Annotated in this window: 23 protein-coding genes; 9 read left to right on the top strand and 14 right to left on the bottom strand. The window is 69.0% G+C overall.

Annotated elements, in window-relative coordinates; translation table 11 throughout:
* Nucleotides 1-156 precede the first annotated feature (156 nt).
* From AB0395_RS30255 to AB0395_RS30245, 3 genes are all read left to right on the top strand, one after another.
* Nucleotides 157-1,512 (top strand): HD-GYP domain-containing protein, encoded by a 1,356-nt coding sequence (locus AB0395_RS30255; RefSeq protein ID WP_366286929.1) that lies wholly within the window; start codon nucleotides 157-159, stop codon nucleotides 1,510-1,512.
* Nucleotides 1,509-2,798, top strand: coding sequence for an HD domain-containing phosphohydrolase (locus AB0395_RS30250; RefSeq protein WP_366286927.1), 1,290 nt, complete (start codon nucleotides 1,509-1,511; stop codon nucleotides 2,796-2,798). The genes AB0395_RS30255 and AB0395_RS30250 overlap by 4 nt, the downstream gene beginning before the upstream one ends.
* A gap of 143 nt (nucleotides 2,799-2,941) precedes the next feature.
* Nucleotides 2,942-3,154: a biotin/lipoyl-binding carrier protein gene (locus AB0395_RS30245; RefSeq protein WP_366286926.1), complete on the top strand. Its 213-nt coding sequence runs from the start codon at nucleotides 2,942-2,944 to the stop codon at nucleotides 3,152-3,154.
* Nucleotides 3,155-3,270: 116 nt separating this feature from the next.
* Here the strand turns inward: AB0395_RS30245 and AB0395_RS30240 are convergent, their stop codons facing one another.
* A complete protein-coding gene (locus AB0395_RS30240; RefSeq protein WP_366286924.1) occupies nucleotides 3,271-3,651 on the bottom strand; it encodes a hotdog domain-containing protein in 381 nt (126 codons plus the stop codon).
* A gap of 25 nt (nucleotides 3,652-3,676) precedes the next feature.
* On the opposite strand from AB0395_RS30240, the gene AB0395_RS30235 reads away from it, so the two are divergent.
* Both AB0395_RS30235 and AB0395_RS30230 read left to right on the top strand, forming a co-directional pair.
* Nucleotides 3,677-3,859 (top strand): hypothetical protein, encoded by a 183-nt coding sequence (locus tag AB0395_RS30235; protein WP_366286922.1) that lies wholly within the window; start codon nucleotides 3,677-3,679, stop codon nucleotides 3,857-3,859.
* A 238-nt stretch (nucleotides 3,860-4,097) separates the two neighbouring features.
* Nucleotides 4,098-5,762, top strand: coding sequence for a protein kinase (locus AB0395_RS30230; protein WP_366286920.1), 1,665 nt, complete (start codon nucleotides 4,098-4,100; stop codon nucleotides 5,760-5,762).
* 54 nt (nucleotides 5,763-5,816) lie between these two features.
* Here the strand turns inward: AB0395_RS30230 and AB0395_RS30225 are convergent, their stop codons facing one another.
* The 6 genes from AB0395_RS30225 to AB0395_RS30200 form a co-directional block, all read right to left on the bottom strand.
* Entirely contained in the window at nucleotides 5,817-7,469 is a 1,653-nt protein-coding gene (locus AB0395_RS30225; protein ID WP_366286918.1) for an acetolactate synthase, read from the bottom strand.
* Between the two features lie 184 nt (nucleotides 7,470-7,653).
* A complete protein-coding gene (locus AB0395_RS30220) occupies nucleotides 7,654-8,619 on the bottom strand; it encodes a hypothetical protein (protein ID WP_366286916.1) in 966 nt (321 codons plus the stop codon).
* Between the two features lie 54 nt (nucleotides 8,620-8,673).
* Nucleotides 8,674-9,669: a biotin synthase BioB gene (bioB, locus tag AB0395_RS30215; protein ID WP_366286914.1), complete on the bottom strand. Its 996-nt coding sequence runs from the start codon at nucleotides 9,667-9,669 to the stop codon at nucleotides 8,674-8,676.
* Nucleotides 9,670-9,693: 24 nt separating this feature from the next.
* Nucleotides 9,694-10,416, bottom strand: coding sequence for a dethiobiotin synthase (bioD, locus tag AB0395_RS30210; protein ID WP_366286913.1), 723 nt, complete (start codon nucleotides 10,414-10,416; stop codon nucleotides 9,694-9,696).
* A gap of 60 nt (nucleotides 10,417-10,476) precedes the next feature.
* Nucleotides 10,477-11,196: a GntR family transcriptional regulator gene (locus tag AB0395_RS30205; RefSeq protein WP_184720397.1), complete on the bottom strand. Its 720-nt coding sequence runs from the start codon at nucleotides 11,194-11,196 to the stop codon at nucleotides 10,477-10,479.
* Between the two features lie 76 nt (nucleotides 11,197-11,272).
* A complete protein-coding gene (locus AB0395_RS30200) occupies nucleotides 11,273-12,445 on the bottom strand; it encodes an 8-amino-7-oxononanoate synthase (RefSeq protein WP_366286910.1) in 1,173 nt (390 codons plus the stop codon).
* 67 nt (nucleotides 12,446-12,512) lie between these two features.
* Between AB0395_RS30200 and AB0395_RS30195 the strand changes: the two genes are divergently transcribed.
* Complete coding sequence (locus AB0395_RS30195) at nucleotides 12,513-13,976, top strand: PAS domain-containing sensor histidine kinase (protein ID WP_366286908.1); 1,464 nt, start codon at nucleotides 12,513-12,515, stop codon at nucleotides 13,974-13,976.
* A gap of 67 nt (nucleotides 13,977-14,043) precedes the next feature.
* Here AB0395_RS30195 and AB0395_RS30190 read toward each other — a convergent pair whose 3' ends face one another.
* Both AB0395_RS30190 and AB0395_RS30185 read right to left on the bottom strand, forming a co-directional pair.
* Complete coding sequence (locus tag AB0395_RS30190) at nucleotides 14,044-14,298, bottom strand: WhiB family transcriptional regulator (RefSeq protein WP_366286906.1); 255 nt, start codon at nucleotides 14,296-14,298, stop codon at nucleotides 14,044-14,046.
* Between the two features lie 281 nt (nucleotides 14,299-14,579).
* The gene (locus AB0395_RS30185; RefSeq protein ID WP_366286904.1) at nucleotides 14,580-15,593 is read right to left on the bottom strand and encodes a diacylglycerol kinase family protein; all 1,014 of its coding nucleotides are present in this window, start codon (nucleotides 15,591-15,593) and stop codon (nucleotides 14,580-14,582) included.
* Nucleotides 15,594-15,670: 77 nt separating this feature from the next.
* Between AB0395_RS30185 and AB0395_RS30180 the strand changes: the two genes are divergently transcribed.
* The gene (locus tag AB0395_RS30180; RefSeq protein ID WP_366286902.1) at nucleotides 15,671-16,063 is read left to right on the top strand and encodes a hypothetical protein; all 393 of its coding nucleotides are present in this window, start codon (nucleotides 15,671-15,673) and stop codon (nucleotides 16,061-16,063) included.
* Here the strand turns inward: AB0395_RS30180 and AB0395_RS30175 are convergent.
* The 3 genes from AB0395_RS30175 to sodN form a co-directional block, all read right to left on the bottom strand.
* Nucleotides 16,060-16,860 carry an RNA polymerase sigma factor SigF gene (locus AB0395_RS30175; RefSeq protein ID WP_366286900.1) on the bottom strand — a complete coding sequence of 267 codons (801 nt, stop codon included), beginning with the start codon at nucleotides 16,858-16,860 and terminating at the stop codon, nucleotides 16,060-16,062. The two genes, AB0395_RS30180 and AB0395_RS30175, sit on opposite strands and share 4 nt — an antisense overlap.
* Nucleotides 16,857-17,249: an anti-sigma factor gene (locus tag AB0395_RS30170; protein WP_366286964.1), complete on the bottom strand. Its 393-nt coding sequence runs from the start codon at nucleotides 17,247-17,249 to the stop codon at nucleotides 16,857-16,859. Before AB0395_RS30170 ends, AB0395_RS30175 begins: the two co-directional genes overlap by 4 nt.
* A gap of 226 nt (nucleotides 17,250-17,475) precedes the next feature.
* The gene (gene sodN, locus AB0395_RS30165) at nucleotides 17,476-17,877 is read right to left on the bottom strand and encodes a superoxide dismutase, Ni (protein WP_366286898.1); all 402 of its coding nucleotides are present in this window, start codon (nucleotides 17,875-17,877) and stop codon (nucleotides 17,476-17,478) included.
* A 74-nt stretch (nucleotides 17,878-17,951) separates the two neighbouring features.
* Between sodN and AB0395_RS30160 the strand changes: the two genes are divergently transcribed.
* Nucleotides 17,952-18,272 carry a S24 family peptidase gene (locus AB0395_RS30160; RefSeq protein WP_366286896.1) on the top strand — a complete coding sequence of 107 codons (321 nt, stop codon included), beginning with the start codon at nucleotides 17,952-17,954 and terminating at the stop codon, nucleotides 18,270-18,272.
* Here AB0395_RS30160 and AB0395_RS30155 read toward each other — a convergent pair.
* On the bottom strand, nucleotides 18,239-18,772 hold the full coding sequence (locus AB0395_RS30155; protein ID WP_366286894.1) for a CGNR zinc finger domain-containing protein: 534 nt from the start codon (nucleotides 18,770-18,772) through the stop codon (nucleotides 18,239-18,241). The two genes, AB0395_RS30160 and AB0395_RS30155, sit on opposite strands and share 34 nt — an antisense overlap.
* Before the next feature lie 306 nt (nucleotides 18,773-19,078).
* Between AB0395_RS30155 and AB0395_RS30150 the strand changes: the two genes are divergently transcribed.
* Nucleotides 19,079-20,269: an NADP-dependent malic enzyme gene (locus AB0395_RS30150; protein WP_366286892.1), complete on the top strand. Its 1,191-nt coding sequence runs from the start codon at nucleotides 19,079-19,081 to the stop codon at nucleotides 20,267-20,269.
* A 475-nt stretch (nucleotides 20,270-20,744) separates the two neighbouring features.
* Here AB0395_RS30150 and AB0395_RS30145 read toward each other — a convergent pair.
* Nucleotides 20,745-22,010: hypothetical protein (locus AB0395_RS30145; protein ID WP_366286891.1), on the bottom strand; the 1,266-nt coding region annotated here is incomplete at its 5' end.

Genomic DNA, 22,010 nt, shown 5'->3' with positions numbered 1-22,010 from the left:
TTTGCTTGCGATTCCATGTCTGCCATTCGGGGTCTGGCCTGCTTCTGTAGCCTGAGTTGGGAAATCGACATGGAGGCAGCGCATGTTGAAGGAAACGGTCAGTCCCGCTTATCTGGGGATCTCCTGGACCTGAGCACGCGCACGTAGGACCCAAGGGTGGCCGCTTTGCGTGGACTGCCGTGGTTTGCCAAGGTCTATTTGGTCACTGTGATCGGGGTGGCGTGCGCGCTGCTCGGGTACAGCGTGGCGGGAAGCGGTCGTCTGGAGTGGCCCGACTGGTCGAACCTGCTGGTGCTGGCCCTGCTGTTCCTGGTGTGCGAGTCGGTGCCGACCCTGCTCAACGTCAAACAGGCGGCGGTCTCGGTCAGCTTCTCCGCCGCGCTCGCCGCGGTGGTGCTCGTCGGGCCTCAGGGCGCCGCGCTGGTCGGCATGACAGCCGTGTTCAGCGTGCGCCCCGGGCTGCCGCTGGTGAAACGGCTGTTCAACGGCGCCCAGTTCGCCATCTGCGGTTACGCGGCGGGCTGGGCGTACGAATGGCTGGGGGGCAAGGCCAGGCTGCCGGACATCGCCGGGTTCGACGCCCTGATCATGCCGTTCGTCGGAGCGGCGGCCGTCTTCGTGCCGCTCAACTTCGTCCTGATCGCGATCGTCCTGGTGGTCACCGGGCAGGCGGACCAGGTTCCCCTCAGAGGACTGGCCCAGTTCATGGTGTCCTACCTGGGATACGCCACCTTCGGACTGCTGATCGCCGGGCTGTGGGCGACGGTCAACTCGATCTCCGCGGTGCTCGTGCTGCTGCCGCTGTTCGTCGCCCGCTGGGCGTTCGGCCAGTACCTCGCGCAGCAGCGTTCCCACGCCGCTACGATCGCCGCGCTCTGTCAGGCGGTCGAGACCAAGGATTACTACACCCGCGGCCACTGCACCCGTGTCTCGCTGGCCTCCGGCATGATCGCCCAGGAGATCGGCATGGGTTCCGAGCGCCTCAGGGCGATCCGCTACGCCGGGATGCTGCACGACGTGGGCAAGCTGGGCGTGCCGACCAAGGTGCTGCAGAAGGAGGGGCCGCTCACCGAGGAGGAGTACGCCGCCATCCAGCTCCACCCGATGCGAGGACTGGAGATCGTACGGGGCATCGACTTCCTCGACGAGGCGTTCGCCGGGATCATGCACCATCACGAGCGGCAGGACGGAAAGGGCTACCCAATGGGGCTTGCCGGGGAGGAGATCCCGGAGTTCGCTCGGATCATCGCGGTCGCCGACGCCTTCGACTCGATGACCTCCGACCGGTCCTACCGGGGTGCCCGTCCCGTGGAGGTGGCCATGGCGGAGTTGCGTAAGGGCGCGGGCACCCAGTTCGACCCGGAGATGGTCGTCGCCTTCATCAAGGCCGTCGACCGTGACGGCTGGGAGCCGCCGCGCAGGGTCGTCGCACCTCCGGAGGACCCGGCGGAGACGACCGCGAAGGACCACGACGACCCGACCATGCCCATTCAGGTGGTGCCTGAGCGGTGAGCACCACCACAACCGCCCTCGCCACCCGGGCGTTCCGACGGCTCGACTCGGGCCAGCTCCTGCTGATCTGCGCGGCGGGACTGCTGGCGGTCGCCGGGGTGGCGCACACGGCCGCGACCGGGCTGCTCGATCCCAAGATCGCCATCGGCTTCGGCGCGCTGATCGCGGCCGGGGAGCTGGCCAGGCTCACGATGCCGGGCAACAGGGAGGTCGCGCCGATCGGCGCGGCCGCCGCGCTCGGCTACACACTGCTGCTGGACATGGGCGGCGTCCCGGCGCGGCACACCGCGCTGCAGGTCATCTCGGTGCTGACCGTCGGCATGATCGCCGGAGCGCTGCCGCATCTGGCGGTCGGCCGGCCGCCGAGCCCGGACGCCATGGCGCGCAGGTTGTGCACCGGAGCCCTGCTGGCCCTGGCCTACCGCCCGCTGGCCGGGCCGTTGTTCACCCTCGCGAAGGGGCCGGAGGGCGGCTGGTGGCCTGCCCTCGGGGTGATGTCCCTGCTCATCCTGATGATGGTGCTGGTCGACGTGTTGCTCGCTGCCGTGCTCAGGGCCGAGCAGGTGCGTGCGGCCTTCGGCGTCGCCGTACAGGATGAGTTGCGGACGGTCGCCCCGTTGTGGGCCGCGGTCGCCGCCTCGGGCATCCTGCTCGCGCTGGCCTCACACAGCATGGACATGGCGGCGCTGCTGGTCTTCGCGGCGCCTCTGCTCGTCACCCAGGTCGCCTTCCGCAAGTACGCCGGTATCCGCGCCACCTATCTCCAGACGGTCAGGGCACTGTCCCGGGTGACCGAGGTCGGCGGCTACGTCGAGCCGGGGCACTCGCACCGGGTCAGCCGCCTGGCGGTCGCGACCGGCCGGGAGCTGGGGATGGCGGAGCCCGAGCTGCTCGACCTGGAGTACGCCGCGCTCATGCACGACATCGGCCAGCTCTCGCTGCGCGACCCGATCCCCGGTGGCGCGACGGTGCTCACCGAGCCCGACCAGGCCAGGCGCATCGCCGAGCTGGGCGCGGAGGTGATCCGGCAGACCGGGGTGCTCGACCGCGTCGCCGAGATCGTCCGGCGCCAGTGCGACTCCCACTCCGCGGCCCCGCCCGTGGCCAGCCGCATCATCAAGGCGGCCAACGCCTACGACGACCTGGTCGGCGGGTCGACCGACCGCGACCGAGCCGGAGCCGCCCTCGAACGGCTCCGGCTCGGCGCGGGCGAGGAGTACGACCCCGCGGTCGTCGAGGCCATGACCCGCGTCATCGACAGACTCACCCTCCTCAACCGGCTTTAGACACGCCCCGTGGTTTCCTGTCGGATCCGTCACACCGTTCCACGACCCGCTCATGGCCACGACACCGGGCCGGTTTCCCGGATGAGGTCCTGACCGCCGTCGTCTGGCACAGTTGGATCAAAGTAATTTGATGGGAGTGTCCGGTGGCTGAAGTACACGCTGAGATGGTGGCCAACGTCTGGAAGGTCCTCGTCGCCGAGGGTGACATCGTCGAGAACGGTGACACCCTGGTCATCCTCGAGTCCATGAAGATGGAGATTCCCGTCATCGCCGAGGATGAGGGCGTCATCGCCCAGCTGAAGGTCACGGAGGGCGACGTCATCCAGGGGGGCGACCTCATCGCCGTCATCGAATAGGGTCCGAGGGGCCGTCGCGCGGCCCCTTCGCCCGTTGTGAGAGGCGTCGTGCCTGGTGAGAGCGCCGTCGAGGCGCCGGTGGTCCGTCGAGACCGATGAGGGCGTGGCGTTGGCGGTCAGCGGGTGAGGTTGGCGAGAAAGCGCTCACGGTCGACGACCACTCGTTCCACCGTGCCCCTCGCGACGACGGTGTCATGGTCGCGAGCGGTGAAGGTGAACGACAGGCGACGGCCTTCGACCGCGACGAGCTCGGCGATGATCTCGACATGGGCGCCGACCGGGCTCGCGGCCAGATGCTCCAGGGTGACCTTCGTGCCCACGGAGGTCTGGCCCGGCTCCAGGGCGCCGCTGATCGCCTCGACGGTCGCGCGTTCGGCGAGGGCGAGCACTCTGGGCGTGGCGAGCACGGGGACGTCCCCGCTGCCGACCTTCGCCGCGGTGTCCCCCCCTTCGACCATGATGAGCAGCCGGGCGTGCATACCGGGAGCGAGCGTCATGCGGGTCAGCATAGGGTCAGATCTTGTGACCTCCTACTGTGACCACTGCGGTCGTCCGGCGGGCGAGGGTGACCACGAGGCCTGCCTCGCCGCCCGCGCGATGGAACCCCCTCGCTACTGCGCCCGCTGCCGCCGCCGGATGGTGGTCCAGGTGACCATGCGCGGCTGGTCGGCGCGTTGCGCCGAGCACGGCACGCTGAGCGGCTGACGCCGTCTCCGCGTGCGGGTGGTCACGTGTTACCGCCTCGGTCTTCGCGCCCCGCTCAGTAAACCCATAATCTGTACAATTACCTCAAAGATTTTGAGATTTGTGCGATGCTACGGCACGCGTCTTTAATGAGCTGTCCGGCACACAGGGTTTCGTTACTTTGCCGTGACGTTGTCGCGATACAAATCCGCTTTGTTGAGAACCCTGGGGTGGGAGCGGAGAGGGTTACGGGGGATTCATGGTGGCCCAAGGCACGACGCTGGCGGGGCGGTATCGCCTGGATACCCGCATCGGCGCCGGCGGTATGGGCGAGGTGTGGCGTGGTGAGGACATCGTCTTGGCCCGCACCGTCGCCGTCAAGGTGCTGCTTCCTGGCCGTACCGACGACCCGGGCTTCCTGGTGCGTTTCCAGGGCGAGGCCAGGGCGATGGCGACGATCAACCACCCCGGGGTGGTCGACGTCTACGACTACGGAGTCCACGAGGTGCCCGGCGCGGGGGCGACGGCATACCTGGTGATGAAGTTCGTGGACGGCGAGCCGCTGGACCGGCTGCTCGGGCGGCTGGGCAGCATCGCCCCGGCGGCGGCGATGGAGCTCATCGCCCAGGCGGCCTCCGCCTTGCAGGCCGTGCACGACCAGGGCATCGTCCACCGGGACATCAAGCCGGGCAACCTCCTGGTCCGCGCCGACGGCACGCTCGTGCTCACCGACTTCGGCATCGCCAGGTCCGACGCGGCCAGCAGGCTCACCGACGCGGGCATGGTCCTGGGCACCGCCGCCTACTGCGCGCCGGAGCAGGCCGAGGGGGCGCCCGTCACCCCCGCGGTGGACATCTACGCGCTTGGCGTCGTCGCCTACGAGTGCCTGGCGGGGCAGCGGCCGTTCGACGGCGACACGCCGGTCACCATCGCGCTCAAGCACATCCGCGAGGCGCCTCCGCCGTTGCCGCCGCACGTTCCGCCCGCGGTCCGCGCCCTGGTCGAGCGGGCCCTGTCCAAGGATCCCGCCCGGCGTTTCCCGAGCGGTGCGGCGATGAGCATCGCCGCGAGGCAGGCAGCGCTCGGCCAGGAAGCCGGCGTCGCGGGCGTACCGCCGCTCGCCGCACCGCATCCTCAGCCAGGAGAGCCGGGAGAGACCGCCTGGCAGGCCGCCGTCCCGCAGACGGGATGGCAGGCGGCTCCCGCGGCGCAGAGCGGCCCGCAGACGGCATCACCTTCCGGAACCTCGCCGCAGGGCCCGGCCACCGAGGTGGTCCCCGCGGGGCGCGGACGCCGGGCCATGCGCAAACCACGGCGAAAGGGCGGAGTGCTGGCCGTGTCCGCCGCCGCGGGCGTGATATGCGTCGGGCTCGTCGCGGTCGCGATCAACGGGATGGCGGCCTCGGGGAACACCGGGACCGACGGCATGGCGAAACCGCTTCCGGTCGTCACCTCGGACGATCCCTCGGAGAACCCGAAGCCCCCGCGCACCCACGGGCCAAGGAAGACGACCCGCCCCCCGGTGTCCCCACGGCCGACGCAGACCGAGGAACCGGAGCCGACGCCCACGCCGACTCCGACGGAGACCGAGTCCGGCGAGCCGACCGAGGCACCGACCGAGAAGCCGACGGACAAGCCGACCTCGACCCCCACCCACACCCCGACCGCGACGCCGGTCGCCAAGAAGAAGGTGCCGAGCGTCATGTACCTCACGCCGGAGATGGCCAAGGACGTGCTCAAAAAGGCCGGCTTCAAGGCGACGACGAGCGTCGGCGCCGACGTCGACACCTCGCAGTGCATGAAGGTGGTCGAGCAGCGGCCGGGAGAGGGGACCATGTGGGACCCCAAGCGGCCGGTGGAGATCACCCTGGTCAACGACACGTGCCCGCCGAGCCCCACGGCGACCCCGACAGCCAGTTCCTGACGCGGTGAGCGTGGGCGCTCACCGGGGCGGACGGGGAAGCCGCGGGACGGAGTCTCAGACGCCGGTGGTGTTGCGGGGGTAGGCCACGGACGGGTCGGTGGCGATGTTCACCATGTACGGCACGCCGGAGTCGAAGGCGCGGCGCAGCGCGGGGCCGATCTCCGACGGGTCGGTGACCAGCTCGCCGCCGCCGCCCAGCGCGGTCACCACCTCGTCGTAGCGGCACTGCGGCTGCAACTCGGCGGCCACGTCGTAGCCGTACAGCATCTGCATGGGGTGCTTCTCCAACCCCCACATGCCGTTGTTGCCGCAGATCATCACGACCGGCAGGCGGTGCCGGACGAGGGTGTCCACGTCCATCAGCGAGAATCCGGCCGCGCCGTCGCCGAGCAGCAGTGCCACCTGGGAGGAGGGACGGGCGAGGCGGGCGGCGATGGAGTAGCCAAGGCCGGTGCCCAGGCAGCCGTAGGGGCCGGGGTCGAGCCAGTTGCCGGGCTGCTTCGGCTCGACGTACTTGCCCGCGTACGAGACGAAGTCACCGCCGTCGCCGATCACCACGGCGTCGTCGGCGAGGACTTTGCCCAGCTCGCCGTAGATCCGCATCGGGTGGATCGGGTCGGAGTCCGAGGCCAGTAGCTCCGCGTCCTCGGCGACGGCCGCCGCGGCCGCCTCGTTCAGTCTCGACAGCCACGGGGCGTACGTCTTGGGGGAGACGCCCGCCTCGTTGCAGGCCGTACCGAGCCCCCAGAAGACCAGTGACAGGTCGCCCGCGGCGACGCCCGAGGGCTCCATGTGGGTGGTCAGCTGCGACGGCGCGTCGGCCAGGTGCACGACCCTGGCGAGCGGGGCGCCGTTCTTGCCGCCGAACCAGCCGTACGCGAGGCGGAAGTCGAGGGGGGCGCCCGCGACGATCACCAGGTCGGCCTGGGAGAAGGCCAGACCGCGGGCGCGGGTGACCAGGAGCTCGTGCCCCGAGGGCAGGATGCCGCGGCCCTGGCCGTTGGGGACGACCGGCAGGCGGAACTCCTCGGCGAAACCTCTGGCGACCTCCTCGGCCCGGTCCATCCACACGTCGGAGCCCAGCACCAGCACGGGACGCTCGGCCTCGGCGAGCAGGCGGGCGATCCCGGCGAGCGCGTCGGGGTCGGGTTCGAGCGGCGACGGGGTCAGGGTCTCGGTCGCGTGGTCGGGCGCGGGCGCGGCGGCGAACAGGTGGTCCATGTGGAAGTCGAGGAAGACCGGTCCCCGGTGCGGGGCGAGGGCGGTCCTGAAGGCCATCTCCACGTCCTCACCGATCGAGTCGGTGCCGGAACTGGTGAAGGCCAGCTTGGTGATCGGTGCGAACAGCGGCGGATGGTCCATTTCCTGCAGCGCGCCGGAGCCCCAGCGCGACTGCGGGGCCCTGCCCCCCATGACCACGACGGGGGAGCCGTTGAAGTGCGCGGTCGCGACACCGCTGACACCGTTGGTGACGCCAGGACCGGCGGTGAGCACGGCCAGGCCGGGTCTGCGGGTCAGCCTGGCGGTGGCCTCCGCGGCGAAGACCGCGCTCTGCTCGTGCCGCACGTCCAAGATCGGCACACCCTCGTGGACCGCCCCGTCGTACAGCGGGAAGACGTGCCCGCCGGACAGGGTGAACATGGTCTCGATGCCGTAGGCCTTGGAGACGGCGACCGCGATGTCACCTGCGTGCTTTGGGGACTCCATATCGCGCAACCTACCAGTCAGTCACTTAGCCGGACAGTGATTGGACACCCTGCCCAGATTCCTCCCGCCTAACGCCGTCCGCACCCTCCTGAGCGGCCCGTTGGGGAGACGGCCGGGCTGGGAAGGAGGGGCGCGTGCCCGTGGCACACGCCCGTCCCGGTGACCGTTCCTCTGACAGAGGCCCTTACAGCGGCGGCACCGACCAGCCCTTCCCCGCCCACAGGGGCGCGTGCTCGGAGTTGACAAACAAGCGGTCCTCGGGATTCGGGATCCGGTGATAGTTCTGCGGGTGCAGCAGCTCTGAGGCGCTGTCCGACAGGTCCAGGACGTAGCGGTCGGGAGCCCTGCGTCCGGCCAGGTAGCGCAGCTCGAAGGCGTGCAGCTTCAGCGGGTTCACGGGGTTCCACAGGCCGAGACCCGCCTTGCGGGCCTGCCGTACCGACTCGCGGGCGTGGCCGAGCGCGCCCGCCTCCGCCAGCGTGCGGGCCGATCCGGGCGCCGGTACGGCCTGCGCGATCCTGTTCTCCTGACGGACGAAGGGGTCGACGTTCGGCCAGATGAAGTACGGCATGACGTGCCCGCCCGCGAGCAGCCGCTCGTTGTACGGCGCCGGCCTCGGCGCGAGCTTCTGGTCCCGGTTGACGTAGCAGAGCAGCCTGCCGTACCGGTCGAGGATCTCCTGTCCGAAGGCCAGCCTGAGCTTGAACGTCTCGCCGTTCAAGCCCTGTTCGGCGATGTCGGCGGTGATCATGTCCTTGAGCGCCTGGGTGGCCGGGACGCCGAGGTCGGCGTGGTTGCGGGCGGTGGTCTCGTCCAGCTTGCCCAGGAGGTACTCGTGGAGCGCGGCGCGCAGCGGCAGCGGCTCGAAGCCCGCGGCGAACGGGTCGGTCAGGAAGGTCGTCCAGGCGGGGTTGGAGATCTTGACGAAACCCTTGGGCAGATCGGGAAGGTTGGGGTTACGGGGCAGCTCGAAGCTGACCTCGGGGGCGTCCACGCCGAGCAGGCGAACGCCGAAGTTGCCGTCGGCGGCGATGTTGATCGTGTCGCCGTCGTGCACGATCTTGTCGACGGGTTCCGGGGTCCCGTTGGAGCGCGCGAGGAGCGCGTGGCCGATGGTGATGCCGGGAACGGGCTGTTCGATGGCCTTCATGTCTCACATGATGAACGTCCGTTCCCGGCGCGTCCCGGGTTTATGAGCGTTTGCTCACAGTGTGTCGGAGAGTGCCTTGATCGGCATCTTCAGGTCGGTCAGCAGGCCCAGGTCCGCCTCGGGGGTACGGCCCAGTGTGGTCAGGTAGTTGCCGACGATGATCGCGTTGATCCCGCCGAGCATGCCGTCGCGGGTGCCCAGGTCGCCCAGGGTCAGCTCCCTGCCGCCCGCGTAACGCAGGATCGTGCGCGGCAGCGCGAGCCTGAAGGTCGCGATCGTCTTGAGGGCCTCCGGACCCGTCAGCAGCGGGAAGGACTCGAAGGGGGTGCCGGGGCGCGGGTTGAGGAAGTTCAGCGGCACCTCGTCCGGCTGCAGCTCACCGAGCTGCCCGGCGAACTCGGCCCGCTGTTCCAGGGTCTCGCCCATGCCGACGATGCCCCCGCAGCACAGCTCCATCCCGGCCTCACGCACCATCAGGCAGGTGTCCCAGCGCTCCTCCCACGAGTGGGTGGTGACAACCTTCCCGAAGTGCGACCTGGCGGTCTCCAGGTTGTGGTTGTAGCGGTGCACGCCCATCTCGGCCAGCTCGTCGACCTGGGCCTGGGTGAGCATGCCCAGCGAGCAGGCGACGTTGATGTCGACGGCCTCCTGGATCGCCTTGACGCCCTCGCGGACCTGGTCCATCAGCCGCTGGTCGGGGCCGCGCACCGCGGCCACGATGCAGAACTCGGTCGCTCCGGTCGCCGCGGTCTCCTGCGCCGCCTGGACCAGGGACGGGATGTCCAGCCACGCCGCGCGGACCGGTGAGGTGAACTGCCCGGACTGGGAGCAGAAGTGGCAGTCCTCCGGGCATCCGCCGGTCTTGAGCGAGATGATCCCCTCGACCTCGACCTCGGGGCCGCACCACTTCATCCGCACCTCGTGCGCGAGCGCGAGCAGGTCGGCGAGGCGTTCTTCGGGCGACTCGAGGCAGCGCAAGGCCTGTCCGGCGTCGAGTCCTCTGCCTTCCTCGAGGACTTGTACGCGGGCGATGTCGAGTATGTCGCTCATGCTGCTCCACTCTCCGGCCGTCGTCTACGGAAAGAGCCTAAAGGTGGTTCTGAAGGTTGAGGCGTCGAACCCACCCCCCAGTACCGGGGCCAGGCCCGCGCGGGCCGTACGGGCGAAGGCCTGCCCGTCCATGGCCCCGGCCCCCTCGGGCAGGGCTCCCGCGAGCGGTCTGGCGGCCAGCATCTCCAGGTCCGCCACGTTGCACCGCTCGGCGAGACCGGGTTCCGCGGGCCACGATCCGATCACCACGCCCGCGAGGTCGAGGCCGCGGCCCGCCATCGCCTCAAGCGTCAGCGCGGTGTGGTTGAGCGTGCCCAGGGCCGCCCGCGTCACCAGGAGCACCGGTGCGGAGAGTTGCCTGGCCAGGTCGGCCAGGGTCGCCCCCTCCTCGTCGAAACGGACGAGAAGACCGCCCGCGCCCTCGACGAGCACCAGCCGGTTGGACGCGGCGAGTTCCTCGATTCTGGTCGCGGCCAGGTCGAGGGAGATCGGCGGCACGCCCGCGACGCGGGCCGCGGCGGCGGGGGCCAGCGGGTCGGGGAACCTGGCCAGCTCGAACGTGGTCGTCACCCCGGAGAGCCTGATGACGTCGTCCAGATCTCCGGGCTCGGTCGCGCCGACCCCGGTCTGCGCCGGTTTCACCACCGCGACCGAGGAGCCCCGCTCTCTGGCGAGCGAGGCGACCGCGGCGGTGACGACCGTCTTGCCCACTCCCGTGTCGGTCCCGGTGACCACGAGGATGCTCATCCACCTCACCTTAGGCGGCGGTGACCTCTCACGACACGGGGGTGAGCACCAGGTGGGACGTCAGGGACGGCGCAGGCGGGTGACGAACTTGTAGCGGTCGCCCCGGTAGAGGGACTGGGCCCACTCGACCGGGTTGCCGTCCGCGTCGAAGGCGTGCCGGGTGAGCAGCAGCATCGGCAGGCCGACGTCGACGCTCAGCACCTGCGCATCGTACGGCGTGGCCAGCACGGTCTCGATGATCTCCTCCGCGTCCGTCAGCCGCACGTTGTAGGCGTTGTGCAGCGTCTCGTACAGCGAGGAGTGCACCTCGAGCTCGCGCCTGAGCCGGGGGAAGCGCCTGGCGGACAGGTGGGTGGTGTCGATCGACATCGGCTCGCCGTTGGCCAGGCGGAGCCGGTGGATCCGCAGCACCCGGCCGCCGGGGTTGATCGCGAGGCGGCGGGCCAGTGGTTCGTCCGCGGTGATGTAACTGATGTCGAGGATCTTGGTGTCGGGTTCGAGGCCGACGGTCCTGAGGTCACCGGTGTACGAGGTCAGCTGCAGGACCTGGGCGACCTTGGGGTGCGCGACGAACGTCCCCTTGCCCTGGATGCGCACCAGACGGCCCTCGACCACGAGTTCGGACAGGGCCTGGCGCACGGTGGTGCGCGACGTCTCGAAGCGCACCGCGAGGGTCCGCTCAGGGGGAAGCGCGCTGCCCGCGGCCAGGCTCTTGGTGAGCGCGAGCAGGCTGCGCTTGACGTCGTAGTACTTCGGGATCCTGGGGGAGTCTTCCGTCACGCCCGCACCTCACCCGACGGCTCGGGGCTGGCAGGGCTGAGGACACCTCGCCCGCGGGTCCGCTCGTTTCGCTCGCTCACATGGTCACCTTCATCTCGGCCACGGCGGTGAGCGCACCCCAGATCACCGCTAGATCGTCGGAACTCAGATTGGCCCGCGCGGTCAGCCGCAGGCAAGAGCGGCCGACCGGCACCGAGGGCGGCCGGAAACATCCGGCGCGCACCCCGTGTTCCGCACAGATCACGGCGGCCCGAAGTGCCGTCTCGGGCGGGCCGAGCACGATCGGGACGACCGCACCCGCCGGGTCGTTGGTCTCCAGACCGAGCTCGCGGGCCATGGAAGCCAGCTCTTTCGCTCTGGTTAGCACGTATCTGGGCAGTTCGGGCTGATTGTGAAGGATATCCACCGCGGCGAGTGCCGCCGCCACGCTCCCCGGGGCGAGACCGGTGTCGAAGATGAACGAGCGGCCCGTGTCTATCAGGGTTTCAATCACCTCTGGGGCCCCGAGCACGGCCCCGCCCTGAGATCCCAGGGATTTGGAGAGTGTGACCGTTCTCACAACCGTGGGCTCGGCCGCCAGGCCCGCGGCGTGCACCGCCCCCTGACCCCGGGTTCCGAGGACGCCGAGCGAGTGCGCCTCGTCCACGATCAGCAGCGCGCCCTGCCGTACGGCCGCCGCGTGCAGCTCCGCCAGCGGGGCCAGGTCGCCGTCGACGGAGAAGACCGCGTCCGTGACCACGACCGCGTGCTCGGTGTCCCTGTCGGCGAGGGTCTTCTCGACGGCCGTCACATCCCCGTGCGGGGTGACCACGACGCGCGAGCGCGACAGGCGGCAGGCGTCCACGATCGAGGCGTGGTTTCCCGCGTCCGAGACCACCAGGGCGTCCCTGCCGAGCGTCGCGACGGCCGCCAGGTTGGCGAGGTAGCCGGAGGAGAACACCAGGGCGCCGCTCGCCTCGGTGAACGCGCGCAGCCTCTCCTCCAGGGCGGCGTGCAGCGAGGTCGAGCCGGTGACCAGGCGGGAGCCTGTCGATCCCGTTCCCCAGGTCCTGGTCGCGGCGGCCGCCGCCTCGACGAGCCGCTCGTCCCTGGCGAGCCCGAGGTAGTCGTTCGAGGCCAGGTCGATCAGGCCGTCGTCGTTGGGCGTTCTGGCGCGCAGGGTCCGTTTCAGTCCCGCCGCCTCCCGCGTCGCCGCCGCGGTGCGGAACCGTGCCAGCGGATCGGGATGCCAATCGGGACTCTGTGTCATAAGGGCATTTTCCCAATGTGGTGTGCCCGATTCGCGTTCGGGCCCGTAAAGAACGCATGATGCACGGGTGCCGACTCTAAGCGACCTGGCGGTTCGTCACACCGCGCTTGACGATGCGGACCTCGAGTGGATGCACTCGCTGGTCTCCGACTGGCAGCTTCTGGCCGACCTGTCGTTCGCCGACCTCATCCTGTGGATTCCCCTCAGGGAGGGGACGGGCTGGATCGCGGTCGCCCAGATGCGGCCGACCACGGGCCCGACCGTCTACCACGACGACATCGTGGGAATGACGGCGGCCAAGGGTGAGCGGGTGCTCATCGACACCGCCTGGAACGAGCGGCGGATCTGCCGGGAGGGCGACCCCGACTGGTCCAGCGGGGTTCCGGTCCGCGAGGAGACCATCCCGGTACGGCGGGCCGACCACTTCCTCGGGGTGATCCAGCGTTCGACGAACCTCTCCTCGGCCCGCACCCCGTCACGGCTCGAGCTCACCTACCTGCAGAGCGCCTCCGACCTGGCCCAGATGGTCGCCGAAGGCCGTTTCCCCTTCTCCGGTGCTGAGCCGATCCTGGTCCGCTCGCCGCGCGTCGGCGACGGGCTGCTCAGGCTCGACCGCGCGGGCCGGGTCACCTACGCCTCGCCCAACGCCCTGTCCGCCTACCGCAGGCTGGGGCTCAACGCCGACCTGGTCGGCGCCGAGCTCGGCCGCACCACCGCGACCCTCTGCTACTCGGACGAGCCGATCAACGAGAACCTGATGATCGTGGCGAGCGGCAGGGAGCCGAGGGAGACCGAGGTCGAGTCCGGGGGCACGGTCGTGCAGCTGCGGGCGATCCCGCTGGTCGTCGGGGGCGGCCGCATCGGCGCGCTGGTGCTCATCCGCGACGTGACCGAGCTGCGCCGCCGCGAGCGGGAGCTGATGACCAAGGACGCGACGATCAGGGAGATCCACCACCGGGTCAAGAACAACCTGCAGACAGTGGCCGCGCTGTTGCGGCTGCAGGCCAGGCGGCTGCAGGTGCCGGAGGGGCGGGAGGCACTCGAGGAGGCGGTGCGCAGGGTCGGCTCGATCGCGATCGTGCACGAGACGCTGTCCCACACGCCCGAGGAACAGGTGGACTTCGACGACATCGCCGACCGGGTGATCGCGATGACGGGAGAGGTCGCCGCTCCCGAGGCACAGGTGGTTCCGCGCCGTGTCGGGGCGTTCGGGGTGCTGCGCTCCGAGATCGCGACGCCGCTGGCGATGGTCCTCACCGAGCTGCTGCAGAACGCGGTCCAGCACGGTCTCGCCCACCGTCCCGGCAGGCTTCAGGTGATCGTCTCGCGGGGAGCGGACCGCCTCGACGTGATCGTCTCCGACGACGGCAGCGGCCTGCCGGACAACTTCGATCTGGAGTCGTCGACCAGCCTCGGCCTGCAGATCGTGCGGACGCTGGTGGTCGGCGAGCTGTCGGGGAGACTGGCGATCGAACCCCGCCAGGGCGGGGGCACCGAGGTCACGCTGAGCATCCCCCTCCCCGCGGCCTGAGTCAGGTCAGGGGGAGGGTCTCGCGGGAGCCGGTTTCCGGGTTTGCTAGGGTTACCCGAGTTGAGGATCAGGCGCCGACGCGGGTGCGGGCGCGGGCCGTGCGACGCTTGAAGGCGCGGCGCTCGTCTTCGCTCAGGCCGCCCCAGACACCGGCGTCCTGACCGGACTCCAGTGCCCACTTCAGGCAGGCCTCACTCACGTTGCACGTACGACAGACCTGCTTGGCCTCTTCGATCTGCATCAGGGCGGGGCCGGTGTTGCCGATCGGGAAGAAAAGCTCGGGGTCCACGTCACGGCAGGCAGCTCGGTGGCGCCAGTCCATGCGTCCACTCCTTTGGATGAGGAGCCCTTGCTTCGGCTCCGGCGGCGTACTTTGTGAAGACTTTCACTAACCATCGCGGACGATTACCCGATCCTTGTTCGGTTCGGGGGCCCGTCCACTTGATCGCCGGTGGCCTGGGAGCGATGTCGCCGCTCAAAGGTCCTACGTTCCGACGTCAATGTTGAGATTGTCAGCCACGCTCAGTACATGCAAGAGGTTTGGGAGAACGTTTTGCCTGATATGCATGTCGGATGCGTCACATGATGACCAGTTGTAACCGGTCAGACCAACACTTGTAACGCCTTCGGGATAGAGCGAAACGTCACGCGCTCGACCTCTCCCAGGTAGTCGCCGTCGAGCTGGAAGGCCACCGGGCGCTGGGCGCTCAGCGTGAACTCCCGCTCGTCGTGGAGCTGCACGAGGTGACGGCCCGTGGGCAGGGTCTCGCGTACCCCGATGATCTGGGGCATCAGATGACTCATCGCTGCAAAGCCGAGGCGCTGCAGTCCCAGCAGGTCGAGGCCGGTCTCGAAGCTCGCCCACGGTGTCGGGCACACGGGACGGGAGCCCACATAGGTCCAGGGCGAGGTGTTGGAGACGATCGCCATGAAGAGGTTGTCCGCGGGCGGCACGTCAGGCCCCTCGACGGCCATGGGGGCGTGGCGCTTGTCCGTCGACAGGTAGTGGTGCAACGCCGTGTTCACATAGCGCGTCGGGGTCGCCTTGCGCCCGGTCCCGCGCATCCCCTCGACCGCCCTGATCACCTCGGCGTCGTAGCCGAGCCCGCTGCAGAAGGTGAAGTATCTGCGCTGGCCGTCCCAGATCGCCTGGCCGAGCCCGACGGTCCGCCGCCGGTCGTCGCGCAGGGCCTCGAGCACCGCGCCCGCCGCCTCGACCGGGTTGTTCGGCAGCCCGAGCGCCCGCGCGAAGACGTTCGCGCTCCCGCCGGGGATCACCAGCAGCGCGGGGCGGTTCATCGCGCCGCCGTCCGCCTCACTGTCCGCCTCGCCGTCTCTTTCATCGGAGGACTCCCCGTCTCGGGCCTCCCCGCCCTCGTCGTCCTCCGCGTCGAGCAGACCGTTCACGGTCTCGTTGATCGTGCCGTCACCGCCGAGCACGGCGACCACGTCGAACCCGGAGGCATGGGCAGTGCGGGACAGATGAGCCGCGTGCCCCCGGTAGCCGGTCTCCTCGACCGTTAAGTCCACGGTTGCGCCCAGTGCTCTGATCAGCACGTCCCGCGTCCGCTGATTGGTCGTGGTGGCCTTGGGATTCACCAGCAGCATCGCGCGCATAATGCCAGCGTATCCGCCGATAACGCCGTCATGGCGGCGAAGGAGGGGGCGAGATGTCCCGGCGATAGGCTTTGGCTGTGTCGAACCACCGCCCGCTGACCCTCGCCGTCGCCGCCGCCGTCATGGCGCTCGAAGGCGTCACAACCCTGCTGCTCGGCGGCTACGTCGGCGTCGAGACGGTGATCGGCCAGCCGTCCGACGTGGTGAGCTCGATCTTCGTGGCCGGGTTCGGGATCCTCCTGGGCGCCGCGTTGCTCTGGGTCGCCCTGGGCATGCTGCGGACCGAGCGATGGGCGCGGAGCCCCGGAGTGCTTGCCCAGATCTTCGCCGTCGTGGTCGGCGTCACGCTGATCCAGTCCGACCAGCAGGCGATCGGCATCCCGCTGATCGCCGCGGCAGTGATCGGACTGGTCGCGTTGCTGTCCCCGCCGACGACCCAGGCCCTCTACGGGGACCGGGACAGCCTTTAATCCTCCGCGGTCAGTCCCTCGCGGAGCTGGGCCAGGGTCCTGGCCAGCAGCCGGGACACGTGCATCTGCGAGATGCCGAGCTCGGTGGCGATCTGTGACTGGGTCATGTTGCCGAAGAAACGCAGCAACAGGATCCGCTTCTCGCGAGGCGGCAGCCGTTCGAGGAGAGGCTTGAGCGACTCGCGGTACTCGACGCCCTCCAGGGAGTCGTCCACAATGCCGAGCGAGTCGGCCACCGCGGGCGCGTCGTCGTCACCGGAGTCGGGCGCGTCGAGGGAGACCGTTGAGTAGGCGTTGGCCGACTCCAGCCCCTCGAGCACCTCCTCCTCGCTCATCTTCAGGAACGTCGCGAGCTCTGCGACGGTCGGCGCACGCCCCTCGCGCTGGGACAGCTCGCTGATCGCCTTGGTGAGCGAGAGCTTCAGCTCCTGCAGGCGGCGCGGCACGCGGACCGCCCAGCCCTTGTCGCGGAAGTGCCGTTTGATCTCGCCCACGATCGTCGGGGTGGCGTAAGTGGAGAACTCCACCCCCCGCGCGAGATCGAAGCGGTCGATCGACTTGATCAGGCCGATGGTCGCGACCTGGGTGAGGTCGTCGAGCCATTCGCCCCGGTTGCGGAACCGGCGGGCGAGATACTCCACGAGGGGGAGGTGGAGCTCGACGAGCTCGTCACGGATACGCTGGCGCCGCGAGTCGTCGGGGGTCAACTCCGCCAGTTCCGCGAAGAGCAGGCGCGCGCGCACCCGGTCGGGCACCGCGTGGTCGCTGGCGGCCATGGCACGAGTCCTTTCCGTCACGCCGGCCTCGCTGCGCCTCGGCGCTTGCGTAGCACGATCGCCATGCGGTCGGGGGAGTCGGTTACGGCATCCACATCGTCGGCCAGTGCGGTGAGCACCATCCAGGCGAAGTCATCACGCTTCGGTGTGGTGCTGCCGACCGTGCTGACCTCGACCCTGACCTGCATCAGCTGCCCGGTCAGCTCGAACTCGGCCGTCAGGTCGGTGCCGGGCACGGCCTGAGTCAGCAGCATCGCGCACGCCTCGTCGACCGCGATCCGCAGGTCCTCGATCTCGTCGAGCGTGAAGTCCAGCCGTGCGGCCAGTCCGGCGGTCGCCGTACGCAGCACGGACAGATAGGCACTCGCGGCCGGCAGCCGGACGCTCACCACGTCGCGGATCCCGCCCATGTCGACCGCGGGCGTCTCGGTGTGTTCGGTCACGTTCCTCCTCGCAGAGTCGCTGACTGCAACCTACAGCCCCGCGGCGGTGGTTGGCCCGCTTGGACTCGCGATCCGGGCGATTTAGCACCTCAAGAACACTTTAAGACACCAGAATGGGGTCTAAGAACAGGTCAGGCCCCGTGTGGTCGCACTCCACACGGGGCCTGGGCGAGCCGATAACCAGGCTTTCGGCTCAGGCGGCCTTGGTCGCCCAGAAAATCTTGGAGATCTCGTCGATCTTGGCCAGGAGCTCGTCCGCCTGGGCGACGTCGACGGTGCCCTTGCCACCCGCGGCGCCCGCGAGCTTGGTGGCCTCCCAGAACAGCTGGTGCAGCTGGGGGTAGGTCTCCAGGTGCGGAGGCTTGAAGTAGTCGGTCCACAGCACCCACAGGTGGTGCTTGACCAGCTCGGCCCGCTGCTCCTTGATGATCAGTGCGCGGGTGCGGAAGACCGGGTCTTCGTTCGCGGCGTACTTCTCGATGATGGCCTTCACCGACTCGGCCTCAATGCGAGCCTGGGCCGGGTCGTACACGCCACACGGCAGGTCGCAGTGCGCGGAGGCGACACGCCTGGGTCGCAGAAGTCGTGCAAGCATCGGAAAATCCTTCCTTGATGCTGGGATCAGCATGGTCCGCTACCGACCTTACTCGTCTTCAAATGCCGTGTGGGATGGGGTTGAGCTCTGTGAGAGTCCGTGTCGAAGGAGACTCGATGCTGCCCGCGCTGCGGCCGGGAGACTGGCTCTGGGTACGGCGCGGCGCCCCGGTCAGGGTCGGGGATCTGGTGGTCGCCAGGCTCCCCTCTGACCCGTCACTGCTGATCGTCAAGCGGGCCGTGTGGCGAAGCGAGGAGGGGTGGTGGTTGGAGAGCGACAACCAGCGCGCCCCAGGCCGCCGCGACAGCTGGGACTTCGGCGCCGTGCCGCCGTCGTCGCTGGTAGGCCGGGTGGTGCTGCGCTACTGGCCGCCGACCTTCCTGCGAGCCCGGTAGGCGGCCACGTTCGCCCTGCTGGCGCAGCGCTCCGAGCAGTATCGCCTCGACCGGTTCGACGAGGTGTCGAGGAAGGCCCGCCTGCAGGGGGTCGCCTGGCAGAGGCCGAGCCGGTTCACGCCGAGGTCGGTCACCAGGGTCGCCAGGCCCATCACGGCGCCGACGGCGTACTGGTCGGCCATCCGGCCGCCCTCGGTGAGGTGCATGTGCCAGCGCTCGCCGTCGTGGCCGGAGATCTGGGGCTGCACCGGGTGTTGGATCAGCAGCGAGTTGAGCCGGTCGACCACGTCGTCCTCGTCGCCGGTCGCCGCGGCCTCGAAGATGACGATCAGCTCCTCGCGGAGGTCGCGCAGCGCGTCGAGGTCACCGCGGGTGATGCGGCAGCCGGGGCGGTAGCGGCCGCCCTCCTCGAGCAGCGCGCGCAGTCCCTCCAGACCGGTCAGCCGGTCCGGGTTGTTGATCAGCAGTACGGCCAGCTCGGCGTAGGAGGTCAGATCCATTCGGATGGTCCGTCGATTCGGATGGTCCGTCGATGTAAGCGATGACGACAGGAGCCGCATCTTACATGCGTGACGGAGCCGTCACCATGTAACGAAGGAGACCGTCGCCATGTACCGAAAGTAAGTGCCCCCTGTCCGCTGTGAGGGTCCCGCCCTGTGGCAGAATCGAGCAACGGGTGACCCCCGTACCCCTCCAGACGGCCCCACGAGCAGGCCCCGAGCGACTACCGAAGCCGGGCCAGCCCCGCGGTGGCGCGTCTACGAAGGACCAATCCGTCTGAGTCTGACTGAACTACAGGGGTCGCTGTGGCTGTCACGCCATCCTCCATTTCCCTTGAAACCCTCGATCTCGATCCGGCCTTCGCCCTGCACCGCGGGGGCAAGCTGGAGATCCGCTCGACCGTTCCCGTCCGCGACGCCGGGGACCTGGCCCTCGCCTACACGCCTGGCGTCGCGAAGGTCTGCAGCGCGATCGCCGACGAGCCCGAGCTCGTCAACGACTACACCTGGGTGTCCAACGTGGTCGCCGTCGTCTCGGACGGCACCGCCGTGCTCGGCCTCGGGGACATCGGCCCCGCGGCGGCCATGCCCGTCATGGAGGGCAAGGCCCTGCTGTTCAAGCAGTTCGCCAATGTCGACTCGGTGCCGATCTGCCTCGACTGCACCGGTGTCGATGAGATCGTCGAGACCGTCGTCCGCCTCGCGCCCTCCTTCGGGGGCATCAACCTGGAGGACATCAGCGCTCCTCGCTGCTTCGAGGTCGAGGACCGGCTGCGCGAGCTGCTGGACATCCCCGTCTTCCACGACGACCAGCACGGCACCGCGATCGTCGTGCTGGCGGCGCTGAAGAACGCCGCCAGGCTGACGGGGCGCTCCCTGGGCGACCTGCGGGCCGTGGTCGCCGGCGCCGGGGCCTCGGGGGTCGCGGTCAGCCGCATCCTCCTCAACGCCGGCATCGGGGACATCGCGGTCGCCGACTCCAAGGGCCTCATCCACGAGGGCCGCGAGGGCCTCAACCCGTTCAAGGAGGCCCTGGCGCGCGACACCAACAAGGCCGGTCTGCGCGGCTCCACCGAGTCGGCGCTGGCCGGGGCCGACGTGTTCGTCGGCCTGTCCGGCTCCACGGTCTCCGAGGAAGCCATCGCGTCGATGGCGCCCGACTCCATCGTCTTCGCGCTGTCCAACCCGACTCCCGAGGTGCATCCGGAGATCGCCAGGAAGCACGCCCAGGTGGTGGCGACCGGCCGCTCCGACTTCCCCAACCAGATCAACAACGTGCTGGCCTTCCCCGGCGTCTTCAGGGGAGCGCTCGACGTCCGCGCCTCGACCATCACCGAGAACATGAAGGTGGCCGCCGCAGAGGCGCTGGCCGCCGTCGTCGGCGACGACCTGTCCGCCGACTACGTGATCCCGAGCCCGTTCGACGAGCGGGTCGCCCCCGCGGTCATCGCCGCCGTCGCGGCGCAGGCCCGCGTGGACGGAGTCGCCCGCAGGTAAGCCCCGAATCTCAGGCCCGTGGTCGGGTCAGTCCTTCCTTTTCCGCTGCCGGGAGCCCGCACAGGTCACCCCCTTCCAGGTCCGCCGGCGGAACACCTTCGTGGGGACGCCCCTCGCCCGATCGGCGAGGGGCGTCTTTTGGTTCGCGAGAAACCGGGGCGCGAAACCTAAAAATCAGTTACGTATTGTGTTGTGAAAACAGCGTTCCGCTATCTTGTTGGGCAGGGGTGTACGAGAGGCGGCTTGATCGACGGTCAGTGGGGAGCGGTGATCCGACGCCGTCGTGGGATCGCGGTGGCCTGACAGAGGCCATGACAGCGGATGCCGCCGGGGCCCCGCGAAGGGGCGGTCGATCTTTACATCGGGCATGACAAAGAGACCCGGTGTGCGCATCACCGGGTCTCTCTGTGGTGGAGCTATGGGTGAGCCGGAGGTTTGGACCCTCCGGCTCAGTGGATCGCTAGATCCTTACGGCTTACTTGTAGAGCTCGCCGTTCGGGCCCGTGATCTTGCCGGACCAGGTCAGAGCGGCCTTCTTGTAGATGTCGGCGGTCTCGCCGTCGAAGTAGGCCGAGGTGATCAGGTCGTTGCGGCCGTTCTTGTCCTGGTCACCGAACTGGCTGGTGACACCGTTGACGTAGCCCAGACGCTTGGCGTTGTTGTACTTCAGGACCCAGGGGCCACCGTCGGCGCCGGGGGTGAGGTCACCCTTGACGCCGATGTGCTCCTCGATCTTCTGCGCGGCGGAGACGTACACCTTGCCGGAGGTCTTGCCGTACACCCACTTGGGGGTGATGCCGGTGAAGTGCTTGTCACCGTCGGGCTCCGGCGCCTGCGGGTAGCCGAAGATGAAGACCGGCTGGCCCGTCTTCTGGTTCCACGCGAAGCCCTGGCCACCGACGTTGTCACCCAGACGACCGGCGTCCTTGGACAGCTCGATGAAGAAGCCGTAGTCCTTGATGAAGTACTTGGCCTCGGAGCCGGCGATCACCCACTGCTTGACGTAGTAGTGGGTGATGTTCCACTGCCCGTTGGTGGTGCCCTTCGTGCCCGTGGGACCGTCGACGTGCTTGTCGTACTCTTCCTTCGAGACCACAACGGTGTCGCTGAAGGCCTGGGCGCCCGGCTTGATCACGGACGGGCCGCCGACGGCGGCAGCGTCGTCGTAGTCCTTCTTGGAGACCTCGACCGGCTTGTAGGTGCCGCGCTTGTCGTCCGGGCCGGTGGTCTGGGTCTTGACCTCGTCGACGATCTCACCAGCGTGGCCGGTGGTGCCGACCCACTTCTCGTACTCGGCCTTGGTGACCTGCTTCTTGGTCTCCTCGACGTACTTCGGCCCGGTGAAGGACTTGTACTCGGCCTCGGTGACCTGCTTCTTGCCGTTGTAGAACACACCGTTGTAGACGGTGACGAACGCGTAGTCGCGGTCGTAGTCCTCGTAGACGTCGAAGTCGTAGTGCGTCCACGCGGTCTTGCCGACGTAGATGCCGTAGGGGGTCTTGCCCTGGTAGTAACCCGGGACGAACACCCAGTTCTTCAGCACGTCGGCGTCGCCGGTGCCCGCGGTGTCGTAGACGTTGTGGGCGGCGGTGACGACCAGGTTGCGGTACTTCGACTGGATCGAGACGCCGGAGGCCCAGCGGTTCTTGCCCTGCTTGTCGGTCCAGAACACCTTGCCGATGTTCTTCGGCAGGTTGATGTTCTTGACCTTGGTCGGGACGACCTTCTCCTCACCGATCGG

This window comes from Streptosporangium sp. NPDC051023, assembly GCF_040689595.1.
In the GTDB taxonomy this organism is placed as follows: domain Bacteria; phylum Actinomycetota; class Actinomycetes; order Streptosporangiales; family Streptosporangiaceae; genus Streptosporangium.
Note: the sequence above shows the minus strand (reverse complement) of the source record. Positions and strands in the feature narration are given on the sequence as shown.